At 63.3% G+C, this 25,534-nt stretch carries 29 protein-coding genes; 14 read left to right on the plus strand and 15 right to left on the minus strand.

What is annotated here, in order from left to right:
* The first annotated feature begins 180 nt into the window (after positions 1–180).
* A complete protein-coding gene (locus Q2M23_RS33090) occupies positions 181–918 on the plus strand; it encodes a Crp/Fnr family transcriptional regulator (RefSeq protein WP_410469802.1) in 738 nt (245 codons plus the stop codon).
* A gap of 18 nt (positions 919–936) precedes the next feature.
* Here Q2M23_RS33090 and Q2M23_RS33095 read toward each other — a convergent pair whose 3' ends face one another.
* Both Q2M23_RS33095 and Q2M23_RS33100 read right to left on the minus strand, forming a co-directional pair.
* Entirely contained in the window at positions 937–1,134 is a 198-nt protein-coding gene (locus tag Q2M23_RS33095; RefSeq protein ID WP_057018449.1) for a hypothetical protein, read from the minus strand.
* 39 nt (positions 1,135–1,173) lie between these two features.
* Positions 1,174–1,389, minus strand: a complete 216-nt coding sequence (locus Q2M23_RS33100; RefSeq protein ID WP_028352345.1) for a hypothetical protein — start codon at positions 1,387–1,389, stop codon at positions 1,174–1,176.
* 151 nt (positions 1,390–1,540) lie between these two features.
* Here Q2M23_RS33100 and Q2M23_RS33105 point away from each other — a divergent pair, with 151 nt between their 5' ends.
* Positions 1,541–1,966: a hypothetical protein gene (locus Q2M23_RS33105; protein WP_316398302.1), complete on the plus strand. Its 426-nt coding sequence runs from the start codon at positions 1,541–1,543 to the stop codon at positions 1,964–1,966.
* A 135-nt stretch (positions 1,967–2,101) separates the two neighbouring features.
* On the opposite strand, the gene groL is transcribed toward Q2M23_RS33105, so the two are convergent.
* A complete protein-coding gene (gene groL / locus Q2M23_RS33110; protein ID WP_076830236.1) occupies positions 2,102–3,742 on the minus strand; it encodes a chaperonin GroEL in 1,641 nt (546 codons plus the stop codon).
* Positions 3,743–3,787: 45 nt separating this feature from the next.
* Positions 3,788–4,102: a co-chaperone GroES gene (groES, locus tag Q2M23_RS33115; protein ID WP_021077770.1), complete on the minus strand. Its 315-nt coding sequence runs from the start codon at positions 4,100–4,102 to the stop codon at positions 3,788–3,790.
* Positions 4,103–4,497: 395 nt separating this feature from the next.
* On the opposite strand from groES, the gene Q2M23_RS33120 reads away from it, so the two are divergent.
* Both Q2M23_RS33120 and Q2M23_RS33125 read left to right on the plus strand, forming a co-directional pair.
* Positions 4,498–4,788, plus strand: coding sequence for an usg protein (locus tag Q2M23_RS33120; RefSeq protein WP_026192965.1), 291 nt, complete (start codon positions 4,498–4,500; stop codon positions 4,786–4,788).
* A 99-nt stretch (positions 4,789–4,887) separates the two neighbouring features.
* A complete protein-coding gene (locus tag Q2M23_RS33125; RefSeq protein WP_057019108.1) occupies positions 4,888–5,454 on the plus strand; it encodes a cupin domain-containing protein in 567 nt (188 codons plus the stop codon).
* Positions 5,455–5,768: 314 nt separating this feature from the next.
* Here Q2M23_RS33125 and Q2M23_RS33130 read toward each other — a convergent pair whose 3' ends face one another.
* Positions 5,769–6,731 carry an HWE histidine kinase domain-containing protein gene (locus Q2M23_RS33130; protein ID WP_316398303.1) on the minus strand — a complete coding sequence of 321 codons (963 nt, stop codon included), beginning with the start codon at positions 6,729–6,731 and terminating at the stop codon, positions 5,769–5,771.
* Positions 6,732–7,120: 389 nt separating this feature from the next.
* On the opposite strand from Q2M23_RS33130, the gene Q2M23_RS33135 reads away from it, so the two are divergent.
* Positions 7,121–7,510: a response regulator gene (locus Q2M23_RS33135; RefSeq protein ID WP_316398304.1), complete on the plus strand. Its 390-nt coding sequence runs from the start codon at positions 7,121–7,123 to the stop codon at positions 7,508–7,510.
* Between the two features lie 5 nt (positions 7,511–7,515).
* Complete coding sequence (locus Q2M23_RS33140) at positions 7,516–7,926, plus strand: response regulator (RefSeq protein WP_316398305.1); 411 nt, start codon at positions 7,516–7,518, stop codon at positions 7,924–7,926.
* Positions 7,927–7,974: 48 nt separating this feature from the next.
* Here Q2M23_RS33140 and Q2M23_RS33145 read toward each other — a convergent pair whose 3' ends face one another.
* Complete coding sequence (locus Q2M23_RS33145; protein ID WP_316398306.1) at positions 7,975–8,247, minus strand: hypothetical protein; 273 nt, start codon at positions 8,245–8,247, stop codon at positions 7,975–7,977.
* A gap of 348 nt (positions 8,248–8,595) precedes the next feature.
* Here Q2M23_RS33145 and Q2M23_RS44170 point away from each other — a divergent pair, with 348 nt between their 5' ends.
* Positions 8,596–8,826 carry an MGMT family protein gene (locus Q2M23_RS44170; RefSeq protein ID WP_076830218.1) on the plus strand — a complete coding sequence of 77 codons (231 nt, stop codon included), beginning with the start codon at positions 8,596–8,598 and terminating at the stop codon, positions 8,824–8,826.
* A gap of 107 nt (positions 8,827–8,933) precedes the next feature.
* Here the strand turns inward: Q2M23_RS44170 and Q2M23_RS33150 are convergent, their stop codons facing one another.
* A complete protein-coding gene (locus tag Q2M23_RS33150; RefSeq protein ID WP_316398311.1) occupies positions 8,934–10,190 on the minus strand; it encodes a NupC/NupG family nucleoside CNT transporter in 1,257 nt (418 codons plus the stop codon).
* A gap of 116 nt (positions 10,191–10,306) precedes the next feature.
* On the opposite strand from Q2M23_RS33150, the gene Q2M23_RS33155 reads away from it, so the two are divergent.
* Positions 10,307–11,530 carry an MFS transporter gene (locus Q2M23_RS33155; protein WP_316398307.1) on the plus strand — a complete coding sequence of 408 codons (1,224 nt, stop codon included), beginning with the start codon at positions 10,307–10,309 and terminating at the stop codon, positions 11,528–11,530.
* A 345-nt stretch (positions 11,531–11,875) separates the two neighbouring features.
* Here the strand turns inward: Q2M23_RS33155 and Q2M23_RS33160 are convergent, their stop codons facing one another.
* Positions 11,876–12,637, minus strand: a complete 762-nt coding sequence (locus Q2M23_RS33160; RefSeq protein WP_316398308.1) for an SDR family oxidoreductase — start codon at positions 12,635–12,637, stop codon at positions 11,876–11,878.
* Positions 12,638–12,649: 12 nt separating this feature from the next.
* Positions 12,650–13,411, minus strand: coding sequence for a hypothetical protein (locus tag Q2M23_RS33165; protein ID WP_057019101.1), 762 nt, complete (start codon positions 13,409–13,411; stop codon positions 12,650–12,652).
* A 369-nt stretch (positions 13,412–13,780) separates the two neighbouring features.
* Between Q2M23_RS33165 and Q2M23_RS33170 the strand changes: the two genes are divergently transcribed.
* Positions 13,781–15,307, plus strand: coding sequence for an ABC transporter substrate-binding protein (locus Q2M23_RS33170; RefSeq protein WP_316398309.1), 1,527 nt, complete (start codon positions 13,781–13,783; stop codon positions 15,305–15,307).
* A gap of 188 nt (positions 15,308–15,495) precedes the next feature.
* On the opposite strand, the gene Q2M23_RS33175 is transcribed toward Q2M23_RS33170, so the two are convergent.
* Both Q2M23_RS33175 and Q2M23_RS33180 read right to left on the minus strand, forming a co-directional pair.
* Positions 15,496–15,789, minus strand: a complete 294-nt coding sequence (locus tag Q2M23_RS33175) for a GYD domain-containing protein (protein ID WP_026192964.1) — start codon at positions 15,787–15,789, stop codon at positions 15,496–15,498.
* Between the two features lie 352 nt (positions 15,790–16,141).
* Positions 16,142–16,360 (minus strand): hypothetical protein, encoded by a 219-nt coding sequence (locus tag Q2M23_RS33180; protein WP_057019099.1) that lies wholly within the window; start codon positions 16,358–16,360, stop codon positions 16,142–16,144.
* A gap of 221 nt (positions 16,361–16,581) precedes the next feature.
* Here Q2M23_RS33180 and pdhA point away from each other — a divergent pair, with 221 nt between their 5' ends.
* Genes pdhA through Q2M23_RS33195 form a run of 3 tightly spaced genes read left to right on the plus strand, consistent with a single transcriptional unit; the run spans position 16,582 to position 19,719 of the window.
* On the plus strand, positions 16,582–17,628 hold the full coding sequence (pdhA, locus tag Q2M23_RS33185) for a pyruvate dehydrogenase (acetyl-transferring) E1 component subunit alpha (RefSeq protein WP_082653940.1): 1,047 nt from the start codon (positions 16,582–16,584) through the stop codon (positions 17,626–17,628).
* Complete coding sequence (locus Q2M23_RS33190; RefSeq protein ID WP_316398310.1) at positions 17,621–18,601, plus strand: alpha-ketoacid dehydrogenase subunit beta; 981 nt, start codon at positions 17,621–17,623, stop codon at positions 18,599–18,601. The genes pdhA and Q2M23_RS33190 overlap by 8 nt, the downstream gene beginning before the upstream one ends.
* A 20-nt stretch (positions 18,602–18,621) precedes the next feature.
* Positions 18,622–19,719: a dihydrolipoamide acetyltransferase family protein gene (locus Q2M23_RS33195; protein WP_057019098.1), complete on the plus strand. Its 1,098-nt coding sequence runs from the start codon at positions 18,622–18,624 to the stop codon at positions 19,717–19,719.
* Positions 19,720–19,749: 30 nt separating this feature from the next.
* Here the strand turns inward: Q2M23_RS33195 and Q2M23_RS33200 are convergent, their stop codons facing one another.
* The 4 genes from Q2M23_RS33200 to Q2M23_RS33215 form a co-directional block, all read right to left on the minus strand.
* Positions 19,750–20,175 (minus strand): carboxymuconolactone decarboxylase family protein, encoded by a 426-nt coding sequence (locus Q2M23_RS33200; RefSeq protein ID WP_076830207.1) that lies wholly within the window; start codon positions 20,173–20,175, stop codon positions 19,750–19,752.
* A 187-nt stretch (positions 20,176–20,362) separates the two neighbouring features.
* Entirely contained in the window at positions 20,363–21,205 is an 843-nt protein-coding gene (locus Q2M23_RS33205) for a transglutaminase domain-containing protein (protein ID WP_168858053.1), read from the minus strand.
* A gap of 183 nt (positions 21,206–21,388) precedes the next feature.
* On the minus strand, positions 21,389–22,333 hold the full coding sequence (locus Q2M23_RS33210) for an alpha-E domain-containing protein (protein WP_016846373.1): 945 nt from the start codon (positions 22,331–22,333) through the stop codon (positions 21,389–21,391).
* Between the two features lie 170 nt (positions 22,334–22,503).
* On the minus strand, positions 22,504–23,922 hold the full coding sequence (locus Q2M23_RS33215; RefSeq protein ID WP_168856780.1) for a circularly permuted type 2 ATP-grasp protein: 1,419 nt from the start codon (positions 23,920–23,922) through the stop codon (positions 22,504–22,506).
* A gap of 225 nt (positions 23,923–24,147) precedes the next feature.
* On the opposite strand from Q2M23_RS33215, the gene Q2M23_RS33220 reads away from it, so the two are divergent.
* Positions 24,148–24,900, plus strand: a complete 753-nt coding sequence (locus Q2M23_RS33220; RefSeq protein ID WP_057019093.1) for a competence/damage-inducible protein A — start codon at positions 24,148–24,150, stop codon at positions 24,898–24,900.
* 6 nt (positions 24,901–24,906) lie between these two features.
* Positions 24,907–25,434: a xanthine phosphoribosyltransferase gene (gene gpt / locus Q2M23_RS33225; RefSeq protein ID WP_057019092.1), complete on the plus strand. Its 528-nt coding sequence runs from the start codon at positions 24,907–24,909 to the stop codon at positions 25,432–25,434.
* Positions 25,435–25,534: the final 100 nt, after the last annotated feature.

Consider the following 25,534-nt stretch of genomic DNA (forward strand, 5'->3'; position numbering starts at 1 on the left):
ATTGCGTCCGGCGGCGCATTTGCATCTAACTTTAAGGACGCCGCCGCGGAGAATTCCGCCTTGCGGTCAAACGTTTGGAATATGTTTTTGATCCCGTGTTCGAGTGAGTATGCTGTGCGACCCTTGACGTTCCCGCAGGTGAGCATTTCCGGTGGAACTTGTAATCGCCTTCTCGCGACATTGTCGCCGGCGGATCTGGACCTCCTGAGACCCGAACTTGAGACCGTTGCGCTCGAACAGGATGCAGTCCTGGCGCGCGCCGGTGACGAGATCGACTACGTCTTCTTTCCTCACAGCGGCGCGATCCTGTTGATGATCGACATGGCGGATGGGCAGACGGTCGCAACCGGCGTGGTCGGATGCGAAGGGGCCGTGGGCAGTCTTTCGGTTCTCGGAGCCTCGCCGTCAGGCATTACCGCCGTCGTTCGTGCGGCTGGTACCGCCTCGCGGGTTCCGGCGGCGCGCTTTCACGCCGCTTTCGGGCGCAGTCCGGGGACTCGGCAGGCAATCCAGAAGCACGTCAGATCGATGCTGATCCAGTTTCAGCTCGGCTCCGCTTGCAATGCGCTCCACCCGGTCGAGGCGCGGATGGCGCGCTGGCTGCTTCAGCTTCGCGACCGCGTCGACAGCGACGTCCTCCCGCTGACCCAGCAAGCGCTGTCGCAAATCCTCGGCGTGCGACGAACGACGGTGACCTTGCTGATGGGCAATCTGCGCAAGCGCGGTGCGATCAGGTCAGATCAACGAGGCCAGATCGAGATCGACCGGGCGCGGCTATTGGCGGCGGCGTGCGAATGCCATCGCGTCATGCGTATCGAGGCCGAGGAGATCTTCTCGGGCGACAGGGTTCGAACGCGAGGAATGGCGCCGGCTAACGATCCGGGTATCCCGGAAATCGAGGCTGACGACGCCGTGTGAGCGCGTTCCCTGCTGCGATCAGCTTCCCGGCCGCCGATCAAGCTCCCGTGTCGGGGAGGATACCCTTTCGAGCTCCGCAATCTCACGCAGCACCTTTGCGGTCTCGCGCAACTCATTGCGCTTCGGACCGGGCTTCAGCCGTCGTGCTTCATCGAGAAAGTCCTTGGCCTGCAGCAGCCAGGCAGACGTTTCGGTCGAGATCTGTACCTGCGCCATGGTGTCCCTCCATCGCGGTCGTCAAAAGTGGTGGCCATTTCAGGCCGGTGAACCGCCGCCGCGGCGCCGCCGCACGCGGATGCTCGGCTCATCGACCCAGGCGTCCCGCGCAAACCAGGCGTGATCCGCGCGGCAAAATGGACAGGGCGTGCGCGAGAAGAACACGGTACTGCGTCGAAAGCTCTCGCGATCGGTCTTGATTCCGGTGGAAATCGCGTGCCCGGTTTGCGGACATCTGACCATCACCATGCCCATGAGCGCCTCCCTCCCATATTGCCTTTTGCTTTTTGCCTGTTGCCTTGCAGAATAGTCCGGCCGGTTGGATTGGCCTGATCGGTGCGCGGGGTAGTTGGGGGGGCATCGCGCACCTGCGGCGGTTGACGGAGCATCGGGCAGTGGGGGCTGCATGCTCTCGTCACTGGGCTTCTTCCAACCGGCCAGGTCCCTCCTTGAACGAATCCTCGATGTGACTTCAACGCCGCTTCTTCAGGCGGCTCGGCTGAAAACCTTGTCGCTTTCGCTCACTGCACTGCCTCCCTCGCAAGTGAAAGCATTCTCCGCAACGCTTGCCCGCGTCACGGGAGCTGACGCTCCGTGCTCAATTCAGATTGTTGGAGTGAACTTCGATCTTGTCCCGAAGCTACTGTGGGGGACGAAGATGACGCTGTCGGTTCGGTTTGCGACTCTCGCACGAAATTTTTTTGAGATTGTCAACTCAGACCAACGTATGTTTACGGAGAGTGTTGTGCATAACCTGCATGCCGTGAGCAGTGTGAGGCGCCTGCATCAGCGCGAGGTTGTGGAAGTATTCGCATTGGCCGCGCTGCGGTAAGTCGCCCGGCGAGCCTGCCCCAAACAAAAACCCCGGCATCGCTGCCGGGGTTTTGCGTTTCGTTGTCGTTGAGCGAGATCCCGGCTCTGCGGTGCACCGCTTCGCGCTGCACCGCGTCCGGGACGACTTCGTCGCTTAGAAGTCCATGCCGCCCATGCCGCCGCCCGGAGGCATCGCGGGGCCGCCGGCGTTCTTCTTCGGCAGCTCGGCAACCATCGCTTCCGTGGTGATCAGGAGCGCGGCAACCGAGGCAGCGTTCTGGATCGCGGTGCGCACGACCTTGGTCGGGTCGATGATGCCCTTCTTGACGAGGTCGGCATAGTCGCCGGTCTGGGAGTCGAAGCCGTAGTTGTAGGTCTTGTTCTCCAGGATCTTGCCGACGATGACCGAACCGTCTTCACCGGCGTTGATCGCGATCTGGCGAGCGGGAGCCGACAGCGCCTTGCGCACGATCTCGACGCCGGTCTTCTGGTCGTCGTTCTTAGTGCGCAGGCCCTTGAGCTGCTCGGAGGCACGGAGCAGGGCGACGCCGCCGCCCGGGACGATGCCTTCCTCGACAGCCGCACGGGTCGCATGCATCGCGTCATCAACGCGATCCTTGCGCTCCTTCACCTCGACTTCGGTCGCGCCGCCGACGCGGATCACCGCGACGCCGCCTGCGAGCTTGGCGAGACGCTCCTGCAGCTTCTCACGGTCGTAGTCCGAGGTGGTTTCCTCGATCTGCGCCTTGATCTGGGCAACGCGGGCGTCGATGTCGGCCTTCTTGCCGGCGCCGTTGACGATCGTGGTGTTCTCCTTGTCGATCATCACCTTCTTGGCGCGACCGAGCATCTGCAGCGTGACGTTCTCGAGCTTGATGCCGAGGTCTTCCGAGATGGCCTGGCCGCCGGTCAGGATCGCGATGTCCTGCAGCATGGCCTTGCGGCGATCGCCGAAGCCCGGAGCCTTGACGGCCGCGACCTTCAGGCCGCCACGCAGGCGGTTGACGACGAGAGTGGCGAGAGCTTCGCCTTCGACGTCCTCGGCGACGATGACCAGCGGCTTGCCGGTCTGCACCACGGCCTCGAGCAGCGGCAGCAGCTCGTTCAGCGAGGAGAGCTTCTTCTCGTTGATCAGGATGTAGGCGTCGTCCATCTCAACGCGCATCTTGTCGGCGTTGGTGACGAAGTAGGGCGAGATGTAGCCGCGGTCGAACTGCATGCCCTCGACGACGTCGAGCTCGGTCTCGAGAGACTTGGCTTCCTCGACCGTGATCACGCCCTCGTTGCCGACCTTCTTCATGGCGTCGGCGAGGAACTTGCCGATCTCGGCATCGCCGTTGGCCGAAATGGTGCCGACCTGGGCGATCTCCTCGTTCGAGGTGACCTTCTTCGAGTTCTTCTGGAGGTCCGCAACGACGGCTTCGACCGCGAGGTCGATACCGCGCTTCAGATCCATCGGGTTCATGCCGGCGGCGACCGACTTGGCGCCTTCCTTCACGATCGCCTGGGCGAGCACGGTCGCCGTGGTGGTGCCGTCGCCGGCCGCGTCAGCGGACTTGGAGGCGACTTCGCGCACCATCTGGGCGCCCATGTTCTCGAACTTGTCGTCGAGCTCGATCTCCTTGGCGACGGTGACGCCGTCCTTGGTGATGCGGGGCGCGCCGAACGACTTCTCGAGCACCACGTTGCGGCCCTTCGGACCGAGGGTGACCTTCACCGCGTTGGCGAGAACGTCGACGCCGCGCAGCATCTTGTCGCGCGCCTCGACGGAGAATTTGACTTCTTTAGCTGCCATCTGAGTTTTTCCTTGAGAGATTTAACCTGGGAGGGAGGGAGGCGCTTAGGCCGCCTTCTTCTTGGAAGCGGGGACGTCGAGCACGCCCATGATGTCGCTTTCCTTCATGATCAGCAGGTCTTCGCCGTCGATCTTGACCTCGGTGCCCGACCACTTGCCGAACAGGACGCGGTCGCCGACCTTGACGTCGATCGGGATCAGCTTGCCAGCTTCATCGCGGCCGCCCGGGCCAACGGCGATGACTTCGCCCTGGGAGGGCTTTTCCTTGGCACTGTCCGGAATGATGATGCCGCCAGCAGTCTTCTCTTCGGCGTCGATACGCTTAACCACGACGCGGTCGTGAAGCGGACGGAATTTCATGCAGTCCTCCTAAACATTTGTAGATACTGTAGATTTTTGGAGAGTTAGCAGTCCAGTCCAGCGAGTGCCAGACTGGTTGGGCAGGAGATAGGCCAAGCCTTGGCGGCGGGCAAGTGCCTCTAGCAGAAAAATTGGCACTCGTGAGTGCCGCCTGCCAAGAGGATGCCGAGATCATTTCGGCATCCTTAATGCCGCCCAAGAGGGGTTGCCGGGGCTATTAGCAGATGCGGTAAGCTGCTGCCAACGCAAGAAATTTCAACAACCTATTAAACATTTAGGCTTGAGATGGGTTAGTCGCGTGCGTCACATTTCTCTCATGTGAGCGCATCCATTGCCGGTGGTCCGGCGGGGGAGGTCGGCCACCACGTGAATGCGCTCCGTCACAGGAGGTTGGCATGGTCTCGCGAGTTGGTGGGGTTGTTTCCGACGATTTCCGGAAGCAGTTGCTGGGGTACGGGCTGACGACGGCGCAAATCCTCTATCGGATGCCGGATCACCCCTCGTTGCTGCAGACCTATGTCTGGCAGAACTACGACCTGTTTCCGAAATTTCCGGCGCTGCAGGATTTCCTCGCGTTCTGGCAGGCGAAGCTCGAAGGCCCGCTGTTTTCGGTGACGGTGGCGCATTCCAAGCTGGTTAAGCCGGCCGAGCTGCGTGCCGTCGACGGCGTGTTCCGGCTGCATTGATCAGCAAACGTAGCAGGGCGCGGCTCTGCGCCTTTGCTCGCCTCGCGGCGCGCGACTTGTGTTAGCCTCTCTCCTCACAAAAAGACGGGAGGCGAAACAATGGCCAAGAAGACGGCATCAAGATCGGCAGCCAAGACCGCGGTGAAGAAGAAATGGTCGGGGCTTGGCGCAGGCGCCAAGAAGACGTCCGCGAAATCGTCCGCGCGCAAGACCATCAAGTCGAAAGGCCGCGTCTCGGCGGCCAAGAAGAGCGCGCCGAAAGCTGCGACCAAGGCGCGGCCGAAGCAGCGCGTCGCGATCAGCCATCACCGCGAAGAGGACTTCAAGGCCGACGGGCTGCGCGCCTACGCCAAGTACCGCGACCTCGGCATATCAGCCGCGTCGCATGGTCTCGCCCAGGCGCACGTCATCCGGCTGCAGGGACCGTGCAATCCCGATGAAGTGTCGAAGCTGCACTTCCACGATGTCGACTTCCAGATGGTCTATGTGCTCAAGGGCTGGGTGAAGACCTACATGGAAGGCGAGGGCGAGACGCTGATGCAGCAAGGCAGCGCCTGGACCCAGCCGCCACGCATCCGGCACATGATCCTGGACTATTCCGACGACGTCGAACTGCTGGAGGTGATCCTGCCGGCCGAGTTCAAGACGGTGGAGTTGAAGGCTTAGGCTTTTTCGCGGCCGTCATGGCCGGGCTTGACCCGGCCATCCAGCTCGCTTCGAAAGATTCTCCTGGTCGATGGATGTCCGGGTCGAGCCCGGGCATGGCGATTTCCTAGTAGGTAGGCCGTGTACCCATAAAACCGTCGGCGTGACTCTCTTCGTCCGCTTTGTCCCGATAGCGACCAAGTTCGTGCGGCAACGCAAGATGTCGCGATGGGCCAACTGCCGACGTTCCAAAGTGAATGAGACCACCAACAGTTATTCTGTCGGCGCTATTGGAGGAGCGGCGTCAAGTAGCCCGAAACAGACTATCCCCGCAATCAGACTGCAAGACGATCCAAAGGAATCGAAACCCTTAACCTGAGCCCGCTCGGTAACCAATCATATTCCACCTTGCCGCCCAGTTGAGCGGCAATGCTGCGCTCCGCAAGCACACTCCCAAAACCCTTTGCCGAAGGCGCAGCAACAATCACTGGGCCGCCTGTCTCCTCCCATTCAAGATGCAAGTCCCCACCTTGCGTGTCCCATGCGATGTTTATTGAACCGGTTGGTTCCGACAACGCCCCATACTTGGCCGCATTCGTAGTGGTTTCATGCAGCGCGAGTGCGAGGCTTGTAACGGCCATAGCACCCACGGGGACAGTTGGTCCTCTTACCATGATGCGTTCGCTGGACGCGTCATCTTCATACGGCCGCAAGACCGTTCGCACCACGTCTCCCACCGTCGTTCGCTCGCTATGCGCCTCCGTACCCATGATTCCAGGACGGATTAGGTCCTTGGCCTGCATTAGAGCGTCGAGACGGCCTCGTAACGATTGAGCCATCTCTTGCGGAGTTCTGGCTGACCGAGCGCTCAGACTTATGATGCCGTGGAAAACGGCAAACATGTTCTTTACGCGATGGTTTGCTTCCCGAGCGAGCAACCGTTGGCGTTCTTGCGCAATTACACGTTCGGTCGTCTCACTAACGATGCAGAGTACACCGCCAGTTTCGCCAGCCTCGTTCTGAACTGGAGAATACGAGATGTCGAAATAAACTGTCTCTGGGTAGCCGTGCCGCTCAATGTAGAAGGGGCGGTCCTTCGCGAAGACTGTTTCGCCGGTGTCGAGGACGCGCCTGAGAAGCGGTCCTAAATCGTCCCACAGCTCGGCCCAATTATCGCGTGCTGGTCGCCCAAGTGCCTTTGGATGCTTTTGACCTATCGTAGGAGCATAGGCGTCGTTGTAGAGAGCGACAAATTCGGCTCCCCAAAACAGCACGATTTGTGCTTTGGCGGGCAGCATAAGGCTCACCGCGCTCCTGAGGTGCGTTGGCCACCCAACGATTGGTCCCAAGCTGGTGCTGGACCAGTCGAAAGACCGGATGAGTGCGGCAGCTTCGCCCTCAGCCCGCGGAAAATCGCCTTTTACTTCTCGAACAGTGCCCATGGCGATCAACAAAGCAAACATTGGAATCGGGAACAATGGCCCACGAAACCCTGATGTCAACAGAGCAACGACGAGATGGGCATAACGAGCTGTCGCAACGGGCCATAAGCAGTCATCAACCGCCGCTGTAGGTCGGCGGTCGGCCGAGAATGTTCCCGCCATGACGCCAAATTAGCAAAAGAACTCAATGGCTTGGAACGTTGTGCCCCTCTGTAATTGGCTGACCAGCATCCGAGGAGCCAACGATGGTCCCCCAAGCGCAGCAAAAGAGCGAACGGATCAGGGTTTTGTTCGTGGAGGACGAATGGTTCATCCGATTTGACGTAGCTGAGCAGCTTCGAGGCGCGGGGTTTGAGGTTATTGAGGCGAGGACCGCCGATGACGCGATGGACTACATCTCATCAGGCGAGCGGATTGACGCGCTGATAACCGATATCCGGATGCCCGGAACCCTTGATGGTCTGGAGTTGGCTGGGAAGATCCGCGTCATGCAACCGATGCTCCTTATCCTCGTTGCCTCTGGAAGCACAGAATTGGAGAGCGCAGCGAGCCGCGTAGGTAGGTTCATCAGCAAGCCCCACGATCCCAAGCAGATCGCGATGCTGATCGCGGAGATGCTCGGCCCGGCGCTGTAGTAAGCATGCAAGCAACAACTGTATTGATCGTCGAGCAGGACGTGCTCGTGCGCCATCCGCTGGCGGAGTACCTTCGTGAGTGCGGCTATCGCGTGATGGAAGCAACTCAACACGATGAGGCACGTGAATGCCTCGAAGGCGGGAATCACTGTATCGAAGTCGCCCTGATCGACGTAGGCGGCCCCACCGGCTCTGGGTTTGCTCTTTCTGCGTGGATACGGAGCAACTACCCAACTGTGAAGACAATGCTGGGCGCGACGGTCGGCAAGGTCCTCGCGCTCGCGGGTGACCTTTGCGAGGAAGGCCCGCAGGCAGCGAAGAAGCTGAATTATCGCCCCGTGTTGGATCACATTCGCCAACTGCTCGCGACCCGGAAGCCGCCGAAAATCACCAGCCGCGATACCCGCGCAGGATAGGTGGCTGCAAACAGTGCGCTCATCGCGCTGCCTTCGGAATTCCCATGATCACCGCTTGTGATGCGCCAATTGTTGTATCCATGATGGCGCGAACGTCGTCCATACGTTGCTCAAGGGAAGGAGCATCGGAATCCGGTCGGATAGTCCGTCGCCCCTTTTGTCGAATGTAGTGACACGCGCAAAGGCTGGCTGAAAATCGACGCGCGAGAACCCACCAAGAACCATGATGATGTCGATAGGTCCTTCACCCATCACTTGACAGGCGATATTGACCTCGCCGCTCAGAGCATATCTGGTTTCGGCTAAGGCGAACTCTGACATCCATTCCGGTCCTCGCGAGACCCGACAATTCTCCTCGGCTGAACTATGGGGGTCAGCGGATAAAGTCACCTCAGAAGTATGGCAATGTCCACAGCGGGTCATTCACGTCGAATCGCATCGGGCGGAGCCGCCGGTCGATGTCCGCAATGCTCCGTTTGCGTCCACGCCGGCACTGCGCGGCAAACGACGCTAGGGGCCAATAGCTGCCCCGCAATGTTAAGACGGCGGCGCGCACTTCGAAACTAAACACCGGCACGTCCGGTCGAATCTTCCGTGCCAACGCGACGCGCTCGTCCAACCGCAAGTAAAATGGCGAAAACCCTCTGAGAAATCTGCTACACTCGATCTATGAAAACCTTTTCAGATAAGGTCCGCGACATCGTGCGCAAGATCCCAAAGGGGAAGGCTATGACGTACAAAGCTGTCGCTGCTAAAGCCGGCAATCCGAAGGCTGCACGCGCGGTTGGTGCCATAATGCGCACGAATGACGACCCATCGATCCCCTGTCATCGCGTTATTGCAAGCGACGGCTCAATGCGCGGCTACGTGCGTCCGCGCCGCCGGCCGGCCCAACAATAATCCGCTTGACAGGAAGCTTCACCGCGTCAGCACCGCCTCGGATTGCGCGGAGCCTGTCATCGGGCGCGCGTTCGCGCGACCCGTTGGCTCCATCCGGGCTACTGCGACTACGGCTGCGTCAGCATCCCCACGATCGCGCCCATCAGGCAGGTCGTCAGCGTGCCCGAGACGATCGACTTCAGCCCGAGCGCGTTGATCTCGTCGCGCCGCTCGGGCGCCATGATGCCGAGGCCGCCGATCATGATGCCGAGGCTCGCGAAGTTGGCAAAGCCGCACATCGCGTAGAGCATGATCAGCCGCGAGCGCGGATCGAGCGCGTCGGGGCCGAGCTTCGACAGGTCGACATAGGCGATCAGCTCGTTCAGCACGGTCTTGGTGCCCATCAGGCTTCCCGCCGTGATCGCCTGCGGCCAGGGCAGGCCCATCAGCCAGCACACCGGCGCCATGACGTAGCCGAGCAGGCGCTGCAGCGAGATTTTCGCGCCGCCGATCTCCGGCAGCAGGCCGATGATCGCGTTCGCCAGATACACCAGCGCGACCAGCACCAGCAGCATCGCGATGATGTTCATCAAGAGCTCGAGCCCGGCGGCCGTGCCCTTCACGATGGCGTCCATCGTCGACGACACCTGGATATCGGGATTGTCGAGCGATCCGCCGGTGCGCTTGTCCAACGTCTCCGGCACCATGATCAGGCTCACCAAAATTGCGGCCGGCGCGCCGAGCACCGAGGCGATGACGAAATGCGCGGCCGCATCCGGGATCAGCGGCGCGAGCAGCGTGGCATACAGCACCAGCACCGTGCCGGCGATCCCGGCCATGCCGCCGGTCATCACCAGAAACAATTCGGAGCGCGTCAGCTGTGCGAGATAGGGGCGGATGAAGAGCGGCGCTTCCACCATGCCGAGGAAGATATTGGCCGCGGTCGAGAGCCCGACCGCGCCGCCGACGCCGAGCGTGCGCTCCAGGATCCAGGCCATGCCGCGCACGACAGGCGGCAGCACGCGCCAATAGAACAACAGCGTCGTCAGCACGCTCATCACAAGCACGATCGGCAGCGCCTGGAAGGCGAGGATGAAATCCGAGCCGGGCGCCTTGGGATCGAACGGCGCCGGGCCGCCGCCGACATAGCCGAACACGAAGGCAGTGCCGGCGCGCGTCGCGGCGGCGATGGTGCCGACGGCGTCATTGATCGCGCCGAAGGCCTGCGTCACCAGCGGCACCTTGATCAGCACCAGAGCCGTGACGATCGTGACGACAAGCCCGATCGCCGCCTGGCGCAGCGACACCTTCAGGCGATTCTCGCTCAGCGCCCAGGCGATCAAGAGCAACGCCACCACGCCGAACGCCGATTGCAACTGCAGCATCATGCCCCCAAGAACTCTCGCGGGATTATGGGCAGGGGCCTCGCGCAGCGCAATGCTGTTGCGCGTTCATCTCGTATCCATTGACAAGTTGCAGGCGCTCGGCCACGCAATCATCCATGTCCTCCGCCACGCCGGCCGGCGCCCGCGATCTGCTCGGCCACAGACCCTTCCTGTTCTTCTTGTCGTCGCGCAGCCTGTCGCGCTTCTCCAGCCAGATCGGCGCGGTGGCGATCGGCTGGCAGATCTATGATCTGACCGGCAGCGCGTTCGACCTCGGCATGGTCGGACTGGTGCAGTTTCTGCCGACGGCACTCTTGGTGTTCGTCGCCGGCCACGCCGCCGACCGCTTCGAGCGCAAGCGCGTGGTGCAGGCCTGCCGGATCGCGGAGGCGCTGACCGCATTGTTTCTCGCCGGAAGCACCTTTGCCGGTACCATCTCCGAGATCCAGATCTTCGTCGCGACCTTTGTGCTCGGGATCGCCGGCGCGTTCGAGAGTCCGGCCACCGCCGCGCTGTTGCCGCTGATCGCGCCGCAAGGCTCGCTGCAGCGGGCGACCGCGATCTCGAGCGGCGCGGCGCAGGTCGCGACCATCACCGGACCCGCGCTCGGCGGCTTCGCCTATGCCCTGATGCCGGGCGCGCCCTACGGCATCATGATGGTGTTCTGGCTGTTCGGCGCGCTGCTCACCGGCGGCATCGGCCGGCTGCAGCAGGCGCCGGTGAAGAACGGCGGGGCGTCGGACGACCTGTTTGCCGGCGTTACCTTCGTTCGCAGCAATCCGGCGATCCTCGGCACCATCTCGCTCGACCTGTTCGCGGTGCTGTTCGGCGGCGTCACCGCGCTGCTGCCGATCTATGCGCGCGATATCCTGCAAGCCGGCCCGCTCGGCCTCGGCATCCTGCGCGCCGCGCCCGCGGTCGGTGCGCTGCTCATGACGATGGTGCTGGCGCGGCACACCATCAACCGCCGCGTCGGCATGCGCATGTTCCAGGCGGTGATCGTGTTCGGCGTCGCGACGGTGGTGTTCGCGCTGTCGCACTGGCTGTGGCTGTCGGCGCTGGCGCTCGCGGTGCTCGGCGCTGCGGACACGATCAGCGTCGTGATCCGCTTCTCGCTGGTGCAGCTCGCCACCCCCGATGAGATGCGCGGCCGCGTCGGCGCGGTGAACTTCCTGTTCATCAACGCGTCCAACCAGCTCGGGCAGTTCGAGAGCGGCGTCACCGCGGCGCTGCTCGGCACCGTGCCGTCGGCCGTGCTTGGCGGCGTCGCCACGGTCGCGGTCGCGCTGCTCTGGATGAAGCTGTTCCCGACGCTGCGGGACGTCGAGAAGCTGGAGTAGGGGCTTTCGCTCCACCCGTCATTGCGAGCGAAGCGAAGCAATCCATCTCACCGCATGCCGAGATATGGATTGCTTCGTCGCTGACGCTCCTCGCAATGACGGAATCGGCTCCGGCTGCAACGGATGTGATAGCCCCCGGAGCGAGGCCACTTGCAGGATTTCGGAATAATGGAAAAGTATCGCTGATTTGCCCGACGTGTCAAGTTGCCGTGTCGAACGCCGGCAGCTGCCGGCTCCTTTGCATGGGGTTGTTTTCGATAATTTGGCGGCGCGCCCGGCGACGGCCGGCCGGGACAAGCCCGGCCGGGCGTCGTGAGGGTCCTGCCGCAAGCAGGGAGGAGAAGATCAGCCCCGGCCGACGAACGGCATCTTGGTCGCCATGACCGTCATGAACAACACGTTGGCGTCGAGCGGCAGGCCGGCCATGTAGGCCACGGCGTCGCCGACCGCCTTGGCGTCCATGCGCGGCTCGTGCTTGGTGGTGCCGTCCGGCTGCAGCACGCCGGGGCCGTTGACCATGCGGTCGGTCATCGGGGTCGCGGCATTGCCGATATCGACCTGGCCGACCGCGATGTCATACATGCGGCCGTCGAGGTTGGACGACTTGGTGAGGCCGGTGATGGCGTGCTTGGTCGAGGTGTAGGCGGCCGAGAACGGCCGCGGCGCATGCGCCGAGATCGAGCCGTTGTTGATGATGCGGCCGCCGCGCGGCTTCTGGTCCTTCATGATGCGGAAGGCGTGCTGGGTGCACAGGAACGGCGCGGTGAGGTTGGTGTTGACCACCGCCTGCCACTGCTCGAGCGGCAGATCCTCGAAGTTCACCGGCGGCGCGCCCATGCCGGCGTTGTTGAAGAGAACGTCGAGCCGGCCATAGGTCGCCTTCACCTTGTCGAACAGGGCTGCGATCGCGGCCGGATGGGCCATGTCGGCCGAAACGCACAGGCTCTTGCCGGCGGGGCCGAGCTTGGCGGTCTCTTCCAGCATCTCCATGCGGCGCCCGGCGAGCACCACGGTGTAGCCCTTGTCCATCAAAGCGAGCGACGCGGCGCGTCCGACGCCGGTGCCGGCGCCGGTCACGAGTGCGATCTTGCTGGTTGCCTCAGTCATCCGAGTTTCCTCTTACTTGGTTTTTGCTTCGGTTTCGTTCTTGTAGGGGGGCCGTGGAATGTTCTGGTGCGCCGCGCGCAGCGCCGCCGACCAGCGTGAGCGCAGGTCGTGGAAATAGGGCTCGCCGGCCTCGATGCGGTGGTTGAGGTCGGCCTCGCAGGCGTCCGTGCGCACCACCAGCACGTCGATCGGCAGGCCGACGCCGAGGTTGGAGCGCATCGTCGAATCCATCGAGATCAGCCCGGTCTTCAGCGCCTCGTAGAGCTCGACGTCGTAATGCATGGCGCGGTCGAGCACCGGCTTGCCGTATTTGTGCTCGCCGATCTGCAGGTACGGCGTGTCGGTGGTGCACTCGATGAAGTTGCCGGCGGTGTAGACCATGAACAGGCGCATCCGCGAGCCCTTGATCTGGCCGCCGAACAGGAACGAGACGTCGAAGGAGATGTCCTCGGCGCGCAGCGCGTCGCCCTCGGTGGCGTGCACGGAGCGGATGGCGCGGCCGATCCGCTGCGCCGCCTGGAACATGGTCGGGGCGTTCATCAGCGTCTCGAGCTCGCCGGTGTCCGGATTTTCCATGCCCTCGGTCAGGGTCGACAGCACCGACTGGCTGATCGCGAGATTCCCGGCGCTGGCGATCGCCATGATGCGGTCGCCAGGCTTTTCGAAGATGTGCAGCTTGCGGAAGGTCGAGACGTTGTCGAGGCCGGCATTGGTGCGGGTATCGGCGATCATGACGAGCCCGTCGCGCACCAGAATTCCGCAGCAATAGGTCATTTAAAGCCCTCAGACGGTCCGAGTTTCTCGGCGGGAAACTAGTAGCCAATTTCGGGGATGCATCCAACCCCAATTCCCCGTGACGGGACGTGCGATGGCCGGTCGCACGGGTCGGGGCCGCCGGTCCCGGCGGTGGTCCGTCCGGGTGCCCTGTTCCGGCCATCGAGGTCGCGAGCATTCCGGTCTCGCTCTGCGTGGCGCGCAGCCGGCAATGATCTTCGCCTTGCGTCGTTGCGGGGGGCGGGGTGTTGTGCTCGACTGCCTGCAACCGACGACAACAAGAAATTTCGGGAGGCGGGAATGAAGTCGGAGGCCAAGCGGTCTTAGGAAGACAACTATAACACTCAACTCCTTGGCTCACAGAACGACATGGCTACGATCCGACTTCACAACGACAACCCGCCCTCGACCTCGCTGCTCGAGGAATCCACCATCGCCTCGGTGATGCCGTTCGCGGCCGTCTTCAACAACCTCGTGGTGTTCGATCCGGCCAAGGTGCACGAAAGCATCGACACCGTGATCCCCGATCTCGCCGAGAGCTGGTCGTGGGACCAGACCAACACAAAGCTTACCTTCAAGCTGCGGCACGGCGTGAAGTGGCATGACGGTCAGCCGTTCACGGCCAGGGACGTGCAGTGCACCTGGCGGATGCTGATCGGCAAGAGCGAGACCCAAGACGTCAAAACACCGGACTTCAAGCGCAATCCGCGCAAGGTCTGGTACTCGAAGCTGAGGGATGTCAGCATCAATGGCGACGATGAGGCGACCTTCGAGCTGACCGAGCCGCAGCCCGGCCTGCTGGCGCTGCTCGCCAGCGCCTTCTCGGTTGTCTATCCCTGCCACGTGCCGCAGCAGGTGATGCGCACCAAGCCGGTCGGCACCGGGCCGTTCAAGTTCGTCGAGTTCCGGCGCGGCGACTCTATCCGTCTGGTCCGTAACCCCGATTACTTCAAGAAGGACCGGCCGTATCTCGACGAGATCACGGTGCGCTCGATCGATAGCCGCGCCACCCGCATGCTGGCGTTCGCGACCGGCGACTACGACATCACGTTTCCGTCCGACGTCAGCATTCCCCTGATGAAGGACGTCAAGGCGCGGGCGCCGAACGCGATCTGCGAGATGACGTCGACCAATCTGCAGATCAATCTTCTGGTCAACCGCGTCAATCCGCCGTTCGACAATCCGGATATCCGCAAGGCGATGTCGCTGGCGCTGGATCGGAAGGCCTTCAACAGCATCCTGTTCGAAGGCAGCGGGCGGCTCGGGGGCGCGATGCAGGCCAAGCCCGAAGGCGAGTGGGGCATGCCGCCGGAGATCCTGTCGACGCTGATGGGTTACGGTCCCGATACCGGGAAGAACCTCGCCGAGGCGCAGGCGATCATGCAGAAGCTCGGCTACAGCGACGCCAAGCCGCTGTCGATCAAGATCCAGACCCGGAACCTGCCGACCTATCGCGACCCGGCGGTGATCCTCGCCGACCAGCTCAAGAAGATCTATATCACGGCCGAGCTCGACATTCTGGACACGCCGCGCTGGTACTCGCGGCTGCAGCGCAAGGACTACACCATCGGCCTCAATGTCACCGGCGTCAGCGTCGACGATCCCGACGGCAATCTGGTCGAGAACTATTCCTGCAACTCCGAGCGCAACTACACCCAGTATTGCAACGCCGAGGTCGACAAGCTGCTGGCGGCGCAGTCGCGCGAGGTCGACAAGGACAAGCGCCGCAAGATCGTGTTCGACATCGAGCACCTGCTGGTCGACGACGCCGCGCGGCCGGTTATCCTGCACTCATCGGCCGGCAATTGCTGGCAGCCCTACGTGAAGAATTTCCATCCGCACGACAACAGCCAGTACAACAATCTGCGCTTCGAGGATGTCTGGCTGGATAAGTAGCGCGTGGTGGCCCGCCGGCGACGACGTGTGCCGTTGCCCTCGTGCGCTTCGTATCCTTATTTATTCACACGACCAAAGCCGCGGCTGGTCCTGCGCATGCGCGCACTCCCGCGCCGATCGCCGGGGCAAGTCTGCGACGGCGCCCGTCAGTCAGGCCGCGCAGAGATCCATCGGGATATCCGACGTAGCTACGGGAGCTCGGATATCAGCTTGGTCCACTCCGCCTCCGGCCAGGCCCGTGAGGTGCAAGTGCGTATGTTTCCCAGAGAGCTGAGGGCAAGCGCGAGCTTTGTGATGTTGTCGCCGAGCGGTGCTTCGGCGAGGAGAAGGATGTCATGCTCGCCGGAGGTGAGATAGACCTCCTTGATTTCGACACCGAGAGTCTTGGCGAGTTCTTTCGCCGCTCGGCTGCGCTTGGGAGCTTCCTTGACATTACGAATTCCCTGGTCGGTCCAGTCGATCCTCAATATGAATGTCGCCATGTCGTCCTCCAAGGGTTGAGCACTGCCCTTGTCTGCCGCGCGCGCGGCAGGCCAACCTGCTTCATGTTGAAGTTGAGGGAGCGCCACATAAGGCAGGCGCTGCTTTCAGACTGCGATGCCTGCCGACGGCCTGACCGCTGCCCGTTCCTTCAAACGGCGACGTCGGCCCGTCCCGTCCAAGGGCAGCTCGCTGCAGATTACGCCATGTCCCTTGCTCGAGAAAGAGGGCTCCCCGCGTTGTGATCGGGACCGCGGTGGCCTCGCGTAAGCGAGGGCGCCGCGTCAAGATCACACCCTCTGCGCAAGGATGCGGCCGCAGACCTTCGCGCGCCGGGCAGCTATCCGATGCAAGTCAGCTGTGGGTGTAGTCACCGGGTTTCAACCCGAGCGCCTTGACAGCTGCTTCGGGAAGCGGCCCCCACGCTTCGACCGTTTCATTCGGGGCCATCATGTCCGCAATAATTGCCGTGGCCTTTGCCGCGTCTCCTTCAGCCACGAAGAAGACCGAGCGAACAGGCGGGCCGCCGTCCAACGGCGCAGTTGTTACGAGGACAACCTGACCATTTGCCATGCTCTCTTATACCGCAGTCGCGGCGCCGTTCCACGGATCCTGTCGATCGATCATCACGACCCGGCCGCTGACGCGTGCGCCAAGAGCGATGCTGCCACGGTATTGCATCGTCGCGGCCCTAACACCAAATAACTGAATGTGGGAGGCAGAACCGCTCCAGGAATGAGCGCGTGGCCAGCAAAAGAGCAAACGAAGAGCTCCCCGTCATTGCGCGCTTTGAGGTGCGCCGCCGCAATTACCTCGCGCCCGATGGCTCGATAGAGCGGCCGCTTCCTGCCTTCGCCACCGATGCCAAGCTGCTGGTCGAACTTTACCGGTCGATGGTGCTCTTGCGTCTGTTCGACCGAAAGGCTGTTGCATTGCAGCGCACCGGTCGGCTGGGAACCTATGCCATTTCGCTCGGCCAGGAGGCGGTGTCGGTCGGGATTGCGAGTGCGATGCGGGAGGATGACGTTCTGTTGCCCTCCTATCGCGACAACGGCGCGTTGCTCTGGCGTGGCGTCGCGCTGGAGGAGATCCTGCTGTTCTGGGGCGGCGATGAACGCGGCAATCAATTCTCCGGTCCGGTGCACGATTTCCCGTTCTGCGTTCCCGTCGGATCACAGGCGCCGCATGCCGCCGGCGTTGCCTACGCCCTGAAGTTGCGCAAGGAGCCGCGCGTGGCCGTCTGCATGTTCGGCGACGGCGCCACCTCGAAAGGCGATGTCTACGAGGCCATGAATTTCGCCGGCGTTCACAAATTGCCGCTCGTGTTCGTCGCCACCAACAATCAATGGGCCATATCGGTGCCGTTGCGTCTGCAGACGGGTTCCGAGACGCTGGCGCAGAAGGCCATCGGCGCCGGGTTCAGCGGCGAGCAGGTGGACGGGAGTGACGTGGTGGCGATGCGTGCCGCGGCCGAGGAGGCCATTGCCACTGCCCGCGACGGCAAGGGCCCTCACTTCATCGAAGCGGTCACCTATCGGCTCGGCGATCACACGACGTCAGATGATGCATTGCGCTATCGTTCGGCCGAAGAAGTCCAGGCGCATTGGAAGGAAGAGCCGATCGCGCGCCTCCGGTCCTATCTTGTGGGTCAGAAGATGTGGACCAAGGCGGATGAGGAGCGGCTTGCCGCCGAGTGCCATGAGCGCATCGAGGCGGCGGTGGAGCGCTATCTGAAGACGCCGCCACGCCGAGCAGAAACCATGTTCGACAACCTCTATGCCGATCTGCCCGAGGCGTATGCCGCGCAGCGTCGCGAACTTGCAGGAGAGGACGATGCTTGAACTCACGTTGGTCGAAGCCATCAATCTGGCGCTCGGCCGCGCGATGGCGGATGATCCCGATGTGGTCGTGCTCGGCGAGGATGTCGGCGTCAATGGCGGCGTCTTCCGCGCGACCGTCGGCTTGCAGGAGCGCTTCGGTCCGGAGCGCGTCCTCGATACGCCGCTTGCCGAACTCCTGATCAGCGGGCTTTGCGTCGGTATGGCCGCGCAGGGACTGAAGCCCGTGGGCGAAATCCAGTTCATGGGATTTATTTATCCCTGTCTCGATCAGCTGGTGAACCACGCATCACGGCTGCGCAACCGTACCCAGGGACGGCTCACTTGTCCGATGGTCCTGCGGACGCCGCATGGTGCCGGCATTCGCGCGCCCGAGCATCATTCCGAAAGCACCGAGGCGATGCTGGCCCACATTCCGGGCTTGCGTGTCGTGGTGCCTTCGTCGCCGGAGCGCGCCTATGGACTTCTCCTCGCCGCGATCCGCGATCCCGATCCGGTGGTGTTCCTGGAGCCGACGCGGTTGTACCGCGCCGTGAAAGGCGAGGTCGAGGACAACGGCGAAGCCTTGCCGATGGATCGCGCCTTTGTCGAGAGGGAAGGTCGCGACGTCACGCTGATCAGCTGGGGTGCGATGCTGAAGGAAACGATGGCCGCAGCGGACGCGCTCGCCGACGGGGGCATCGCTGCCGAGGTTATCGACCTCGCCACGCTCAAGCCCTACGATGAAAACACCGTGCTCAGGTCGGTCACAAAGACCGGGCGCTGCGTCATCGTGCACGAGGCCGCGCACACCGGCGGATTTGGGGCGGAGATCGCGGCCATGATCGCCGAGCGCGGACTGTCCTCGCTGCTCGCACCCGTGACCCGCGTCACCGGCTACGACACGATCATTCCGATGGCCCGCCTCGAGCAACGCTACATGCCGTCGGTCGGACGCATCGTGACCGCAGCCCGAAAGGCGCAACAGTACAACTGAACACCGACGGACCTTGTGCCATGCGCCAGTTCACGTTGCCGGACCTTGGTGAAGGTCTTGAAGAAGCCGAGATCGTCACTTGGTACGTCAACGAGGGCGATCACGTCGTGACCGATCAGCCGCTCGTTTCGGTCGAGACCGACAAGGCGGTGGTCGAGATACCGGCGCCGTCGAGCGGACGCATCGCGCGCCTGTTCGGTGCCAAGGGCGATATCGTGAAGGTCGGCGCGCCGCTCGTCGAGTTTGCCGAGGACGCCGGGCAGGACACCGGCACGATTGTGGGCGAACTCGACACCGGCGAGCAACGGCCGGCGCCAGCAACTGCTTCGCCGCCCAGCGGGCAGGGAGCCCAAGTGTTTCCGGCAGTGCGCGCCCTTGCGCGCAAGCTTGACGTCGCGCTCGATCTCGTCGAGGCGACCGGGCCCGGCGGCACCATCACGCGGGCCGATGTTGAGAGGGCGGCGAAGCGGATGTCTCACAGCGGACCCGCCGAGCCGCTGCGCGGCTTGCGCCGCGCGATGGCCCAACGCATGACGGCAGCGCATGCGGAAATCGTCCCCGCGACGGTCACCGATGAGGCCGACATCGACGATTGGCGGCAGGGCGAGGACGTGACAATCCGCCTGGCGCGGGCGATCGCCGCTGCCTGCAAGGCAGAGCCCGCGCTCAATGCCTGGTATCATTCCGATACGGGAGAACGGCGCCTGATCGAGCGCATCGATCTCGGCATCGCCGTCGACACCGGCGGCGGCCTGATCGTTCCCGTGCTGCGCAATGTCGCGGAGCGGAGCGTGTCGGACCTGCGGGCCGGACTCGACCGTCTGCGAGCCGACGCAATCGCGCGCGCGATACCCCCGGAGGAACTGCGCGGTGCGACGATCACGTTGTCGAACTTCGGAATGATCGGAGGCCGGTTTGCCAATCTCATCATCGTGCCGCCGCAGACGGCGATCGTCGGCGCCGGGCGGATTTCGGAGCGCGTGGTCGCGCTTCGGGGGCAGGTTGCGGTCCGACGCACGCTGCCGCTATCGCTGACCTTCGATCATCGGGTGGTGACGGGCGGCGAAGCTGCCCGTTTCCTGGTTGTCCTCAAATCCGACGTTGAGCGCATTTCGTGACATCACTCATCCGCGAGACAGGCAGGAGCGTCACGGCTCCTGGCTTCGTCCCGCAGGTGCATCGACGAGGAAGGCCTCGTCGACCGGCACGCCGAGCGCCGTGACCAGCCGGTTGGTCTCGGCGGCCATGCCGACGATTGCCAGCATTTCCTGATATTCGGCGTCGGTCATGCCCTTGGCGCGGGCGCTCGCGGTGTGCGAGTGAATGCAATAGCTGCAGCCGTGGGCCACCGAGACGGCGACGTAGAGCATCTCCTTGACCTTCGGGTCGAGTGCGCCGGGTGCCATCACCTCCTTGATGCTCTCCCAGGTCCGCCGCAGGGTCTTCGGATCATGCGCCAGCGCGCGCCAGAAATTGTTGACGAAGTCCGAGTTCCGCGTCTTGCGGATGTCGTCGAAGACGGCGCGTGCTTCCGCCGAGAGCTCGTCGTCGGAAAGCAGTTTTACGGTGGCCATTGCTTGTCCCGCTGGTGTGGTTTGAAGCAGCGATCATAGCACCCCTGCGGACATTGCGAGGAGCGAAGCGGCGAAGCAATCCATGCCTCCGCAAGCGATCAGATGGATTGCTTCCCGGAGCCTGTCATCGGGCGCGCGTTCGCGCGACCCGTTGGCTCGCAATGACGGACGCGGAGAGGGATCAGCGCTACGACTGCGTCTGGCTCTGCCACTGTCCGGGGCGGCCGGCCTGGTCGACCTTGACCGCGACCGTCAGCGTCTCGTTGCCGCCGCCATAGCGGGTGCCGCGGACCGGGGCGGCGCCGAGATAGTCGAGGCCGATCGCGACGCGGGCATGGGCGTCGGTGGTGCAGATGCCGTTGGCGGCGTCGAAGCCGATCCAGCCGAGATCGGGCACGAAGGCCTCGGCCCAGGCGTGGCCGGCCTGCTGGTTGACCATGCCGTCGGAGCGCAGGAAGTGGCCGGAGACGAACCGCGCCGGAACGCCGCCGGCGCGCGCGCAGGCGATCAGGATGTGCGCGTAGTCCTGGCAGACGCCGCGCTTCAGCGCGAACGCCTCGGCGGCCGAGGTGGCGCTGTTGGTCGGGTCCTCGTCGAAGGTCATGTGCTCGTAGATCTGCACCATCAGCGCGTGCAGGAAACCGAGCACGTCGGCGCCGGCTTCCGCGCGCAGCTCGCGCACGATGGCCGTCATTGCCGGGTTGAGATCGGTCAGCGGTGTGGGACGCAGGAACAGGCTCGGCGGAAACCGCTCGTCGCTGCCGCGCAGCACGCCGCCGGTATCCTGGGTCTCGATCAGGCCCTCGCAATGGATCGTGAGGTCGGCGATCGAGCCGTGCGTCAGCACATGGGTGACGTTGCCGAAGGCGTCCTCATGGGTGTCGAGCCGGGAATCGGTCGAGACGTCGATCTGCCAATCCGCGACATACTGGCCGTCATGGCTGCCGGGCGTCATCCGCAGAATCTGGATCACGCCCGAGGCCGCCGGCTCGTAACGATAGGTGGTGGTGTGGGCTATCCGCAGGCGCATGGCTCAACCGGTGTTCAATCGGTTTTTTCAGGGCAGGAGTGTCATGCCCGGACCCTTCCCGGGCACCCACGTGTTTCTTCCTAATCGGCCGCGAAAGCAAGATGTCGATGGCGGTCACCTACGTCACGAAAGACGCGCTTCGCGCTTTTGCCCGGCCATGACGAGATTTTGCCTCAAAACCGGTCAGATCAGGTACTGCTTGGTGATGATCTCACCGAGCCGTGAGTTGTCCGCGATGAACTCCTGGATGAATTCGTGCACGCCGTGCTGGAAGATATCGTCCATGTTGCTGTGCTCGAGCCGGTTCCTGATGCCGCGGGCATGGCGTTGCGAGGCGCCCTGGCGGCCATAGGCGACGCCGATCTGGTCGAGGTTGCGCACGAGGTTGCTGTAGCAGCTCGCAAGCGAGCGCGGCAGCGTATCGTTGAGGATCAACAGGTCGGCGATCAGCCAGGGCTTCAGGGTTTCCCGGTAGACCCAGTGATAGGCGGTCGTTGCCGACACCGAGCGCAGAATCGAGGTCCACTGGTAGTAATCCAGCGGGCCGCCGACATGCTCCTCCTCGGGTAACAGCATGTGATACTTCACGTCGAGAATCCGCGCGGTATTGTCGGCGCGCTCGAGATGGACCCCGAGCCGCGAGAACCAGTAGGCGTCGTTGCGCAACATGGTGCGGTAGGCCGAGCCGTCGAAGCGCAGCGAGGTCTCCTGTACGAAGCGCAGGAATTTGGCGAGCTCCTCGCGGTTGGCGGGACCCTTGTTCCAGACCGCCTGCAGCTCGATCCACGCCGAATTGATGGTGTCCCACATCTCCGACGTCAGCGCTGTCCGTACCGAGCGTGAATTGAGCCGCGCCGCCTCGATGCAGTTCTTGATCGAGGACGGATTTTCCGACGAGAAGGAGAGATACTCGATGACGTTCCGCTCGTCGGCTTCCTCATAGTGATCGTAGAAGCTTGCGCCGACGCCGGCGGTGAGCAGTGCGGAATCCCACTCATTGGTCTTGCCGACATAGGCCGCGGGCAGCGCGGTGACGCGCAACGTCGCATCGATGGTGCGCGCCAAATATTCGGCGCGTTCGACATAACGGGCCAGCCAGAACAGGTTTTCGGCGGTGCGCGACAGCATGCGATAGTCCCTACAAGGCGAAACGTGTTTCACCTCCCCCTGAAAGGGGGAAGTCGACGCGCAGCGGCGAGTGGGGGTTTTCTCTCCATTCGGCGTATGCGGCCGACCCCCACCCCGACCCTCCCCCTTGCAGGGGGAGGGAGGGCTCGCGCAGCGCGTTTGGCTTCAAATCACTCACTCAGTATCCAGGTGTCTTTGGTGCCGCCGCCCTGGCTCGAATTGACGACGAGCGAGCCTTCCTTTAGCGCGACGCGGGTCAGCCCGCCGGGCACGATGGTGGTGTGGCTGGAGCCGGTCAGCACGAACGGGCGGAGGTCGACATGACGCGGCGCCAGCCCCTTGTCGGTGCAGGTCGGGCAGGTCGACAGCGCCAGCGTCGGCTGGGCGATGAAGCCTTCCGGCTCGCGCTTGAGCTTGTCGCGGAACGCCTCGATCGTCGCCTTGGTGGCGGCGGGGCCGATCAGCATGCCGTAGCCGCCCGAGCCGTGCACCTCCTTGACGACGAGGTCGGCGAGGTTGTCGAGCACATAGGACAGATCCTGCGGTTCGCGGCAGCGCCAGGTCTGCACGTTCTTCAGGATCGGCTCCTCGCTGAGATAGAATTTTACGATGTCCGGCATGTAGGAATAGATCGCCTTGTCGTCGGCGATGCCGGTGCCGACTGCATTGGCGAGCGTGATGTTGCCGGCGGCGTAGGCCGACATCAGCCCGGGGACGCCGAGCGCGGAGTCCGGCCGGAAGGTGAGGGGATCGAGAAAATCGTCGTCGACGCGGCGGTAGATCACGTCGACCCGCTTCAGCCCCTCGGTGGTGCGCATGAACACCTCGTCGTTCTTGACGATGAGGTCGCGCCCCTCGACCAGTTCGATGCCGAGCTTGTCGGCGAGGAAGGAGTGCTCGTAATAGGCCGAGTTGTAGACGCCGGGCGTCATCAGCGCGACTGTCGGCTCGGCGGAGGCGCTGTGCGGCGCCACCGACCGCAGCGCCGACAGCAGCTCGTCCGGATAACGGTCCACCGGCGCGACGCGGTGCCGCGCGAACAGGTCCGGAAACAACCTCATCATGATCTCGCGGTTTTCCAGCATGTAGGACACGCCGGATGGCGTGCGCGCATTGTCCTCCAGCACGATGAAATTGTCGGGATCGGTGCGGATGATGTCGATGCCGGCGATGTGGACGTAGATGTCGTGCGGCACGTCCTGGCCGTTCATCTCCGGCCGGAACACCGGGTTCTGGAAGATCAGGTCCTCGGGGATGACGTTGGCGCGCAGGATGTCGCGGCCGTGATAGATGTCTTTCAAGAACATGTTGAGCGCGAGTACGCGCTGCTTGAGGCCCTTCTCCAGCAGCGTCCATTCGGTCGCCGACATGATGCGGGGGATGACGTCGAACGGGATCAGCCGCTCCTGGGCCTCGGCATCGCCATAGACCGCGAAGGTGATGCCGATCCGGCGGAACAGCAGCTCCGCTTCCTGGCGTCGATATTCGAGCGCATCCGGCGGCGTCTCTTTGAGCCAGCGGGAGAGCTCCTGGTAGGCCGGGCGGAGATCCTCGCCGAGGCCATTCATCTCGTCGAACGCGACTGCCATATAGCCCGACTGCCCTCCCAAGCCCTGTGACACAGTGCATGACTTGATGGGATGGTAGCAAGGGGCGGGCCAGCGCGATATGCATTGGCTTGCGGCATTTGCTATGGGTGAGGTGGAAGGCCTGCCCGAAAAACCGGCTGAGGTCTGCTTAATTCGGCGGCAAAACCCCGTGACATCAAGGCATTGGATCGGCAATGTCAGGGGATCAAGTTAGGGAATGAGACCATGAGCGAGATCGTCACGGCGGGGATATTGGTGATCGGCGACGAGATCCTGTCCGGCCGGACCAAGGACAAGAACATCGGCTTCATCGCCGAATACCTGACCAACATCGGCATCGACCTGAAGGAAGTCCGCGTCGTCGCCGATGACGAGGCCGACATCGTCTCCGCCCTTGATGCGCTGCGGCATAGGTACGCTTACGTGTTCACCACCGGCGGCATCGGGCCGACCCATGACGACATCACCGCCGACAGCGTGGCGAAGGCGTTCGGGGTCGATATCCATCATCACCCCGAGGTGGTGGCGCGGTTCAGGGAGCGCTGGAGCGAGCAGGACCTCAACGAGGCGCGGCTGCGGATGGCCCGGGTGCCCGACGGCGCCGAGCTGATCCAGAGCGCGACCATCCTGGCGCCGGGCTTCAAGCTCGGCAATGTCATCGTGATGGCCGGCATCCCCAGCATCATGCAGGCGATGATGGACATCGTGGCGCCGACCCTGAAGTCCGGCGTGCGGATGCTGTCGGATTCGGTCAGGGCCGATGCGCGGGAAGGCGACATCGGCGGCCCGCTGCGGGCGATCGCGGAAGCCAATCCCGACACCATCATCGGCAGCTATCCGTTCCAGGACGAGAACCAGAAGCCGAACACCAATCTCGTGGTCCGCTCGCGCGATCCGGAAAAGCTCGCCGCGGCGATGATCGCGGTGAAGGAGATGCTGAAGCAAGTGCAGGCCGCGCAGAAGAAGCCGGCGGGTTGAGACGATATGGCTGAACGAAATTCCGAACCGAGTGCACAGGAGCGAGCCGGCAGGCCGTTTCCGGTCTCGTGGGATCAATTCCATCGGGACTGCCGGGCGCTGACCTGGCGGCTCAATGAGGTCGGCCCGTTCCAAGCGGTGATCGCGATCACCCGCGGCGGGCTGGTGCCCGCGGCGATCGTGGCGCGCGAGCTCGGCTTGCGGGTGATCGATACCGTCTGCGTCGCCAGCTACGACCACGACAAGCAGGGCGACCTGAAAGTGCTCAAGGGCATTTCGGAGCAGACTGCCAAGCTCGGCGGCGGCACCGGCAAGGGGCTCTTGATCGTCGACGACCTCGTCGATACCGGCAAGACCGGCAGGCTGGTGCGCCAATTGCTGCCCGATGCGCATTTCGCGACCGTGTACGCCAAGCCGAAGGGCCGGCCGCTGGTCGACACCTACATCACCGAGGTGTCGCAGGACACCTGGATCTACTTTCCCTGGGATACCGCGCTGTCGTTCCAGCCGCCGATCCGCGACGGGGCGGCGTGAGGAGTCACCTCGCCCCGCTTGCGGCAGGGGTGTCCGGGGAAATTCAGGCATAGTGGAGCTCCATCTGGTCAGGTGAGATGGTTGATTTCCGACGGCTGGG

Source organism: Bradyrhizobium sp. 33ap4 (genome assembly GCF_032654765.1).
Classification (GTDB): Bacteria; Pseudomonadota; Alphaproteobacteria; order Rhizobiales; family Xanthobacteraceae; genus Bradyrhizobium; species Bradyrhizobium australafricanum.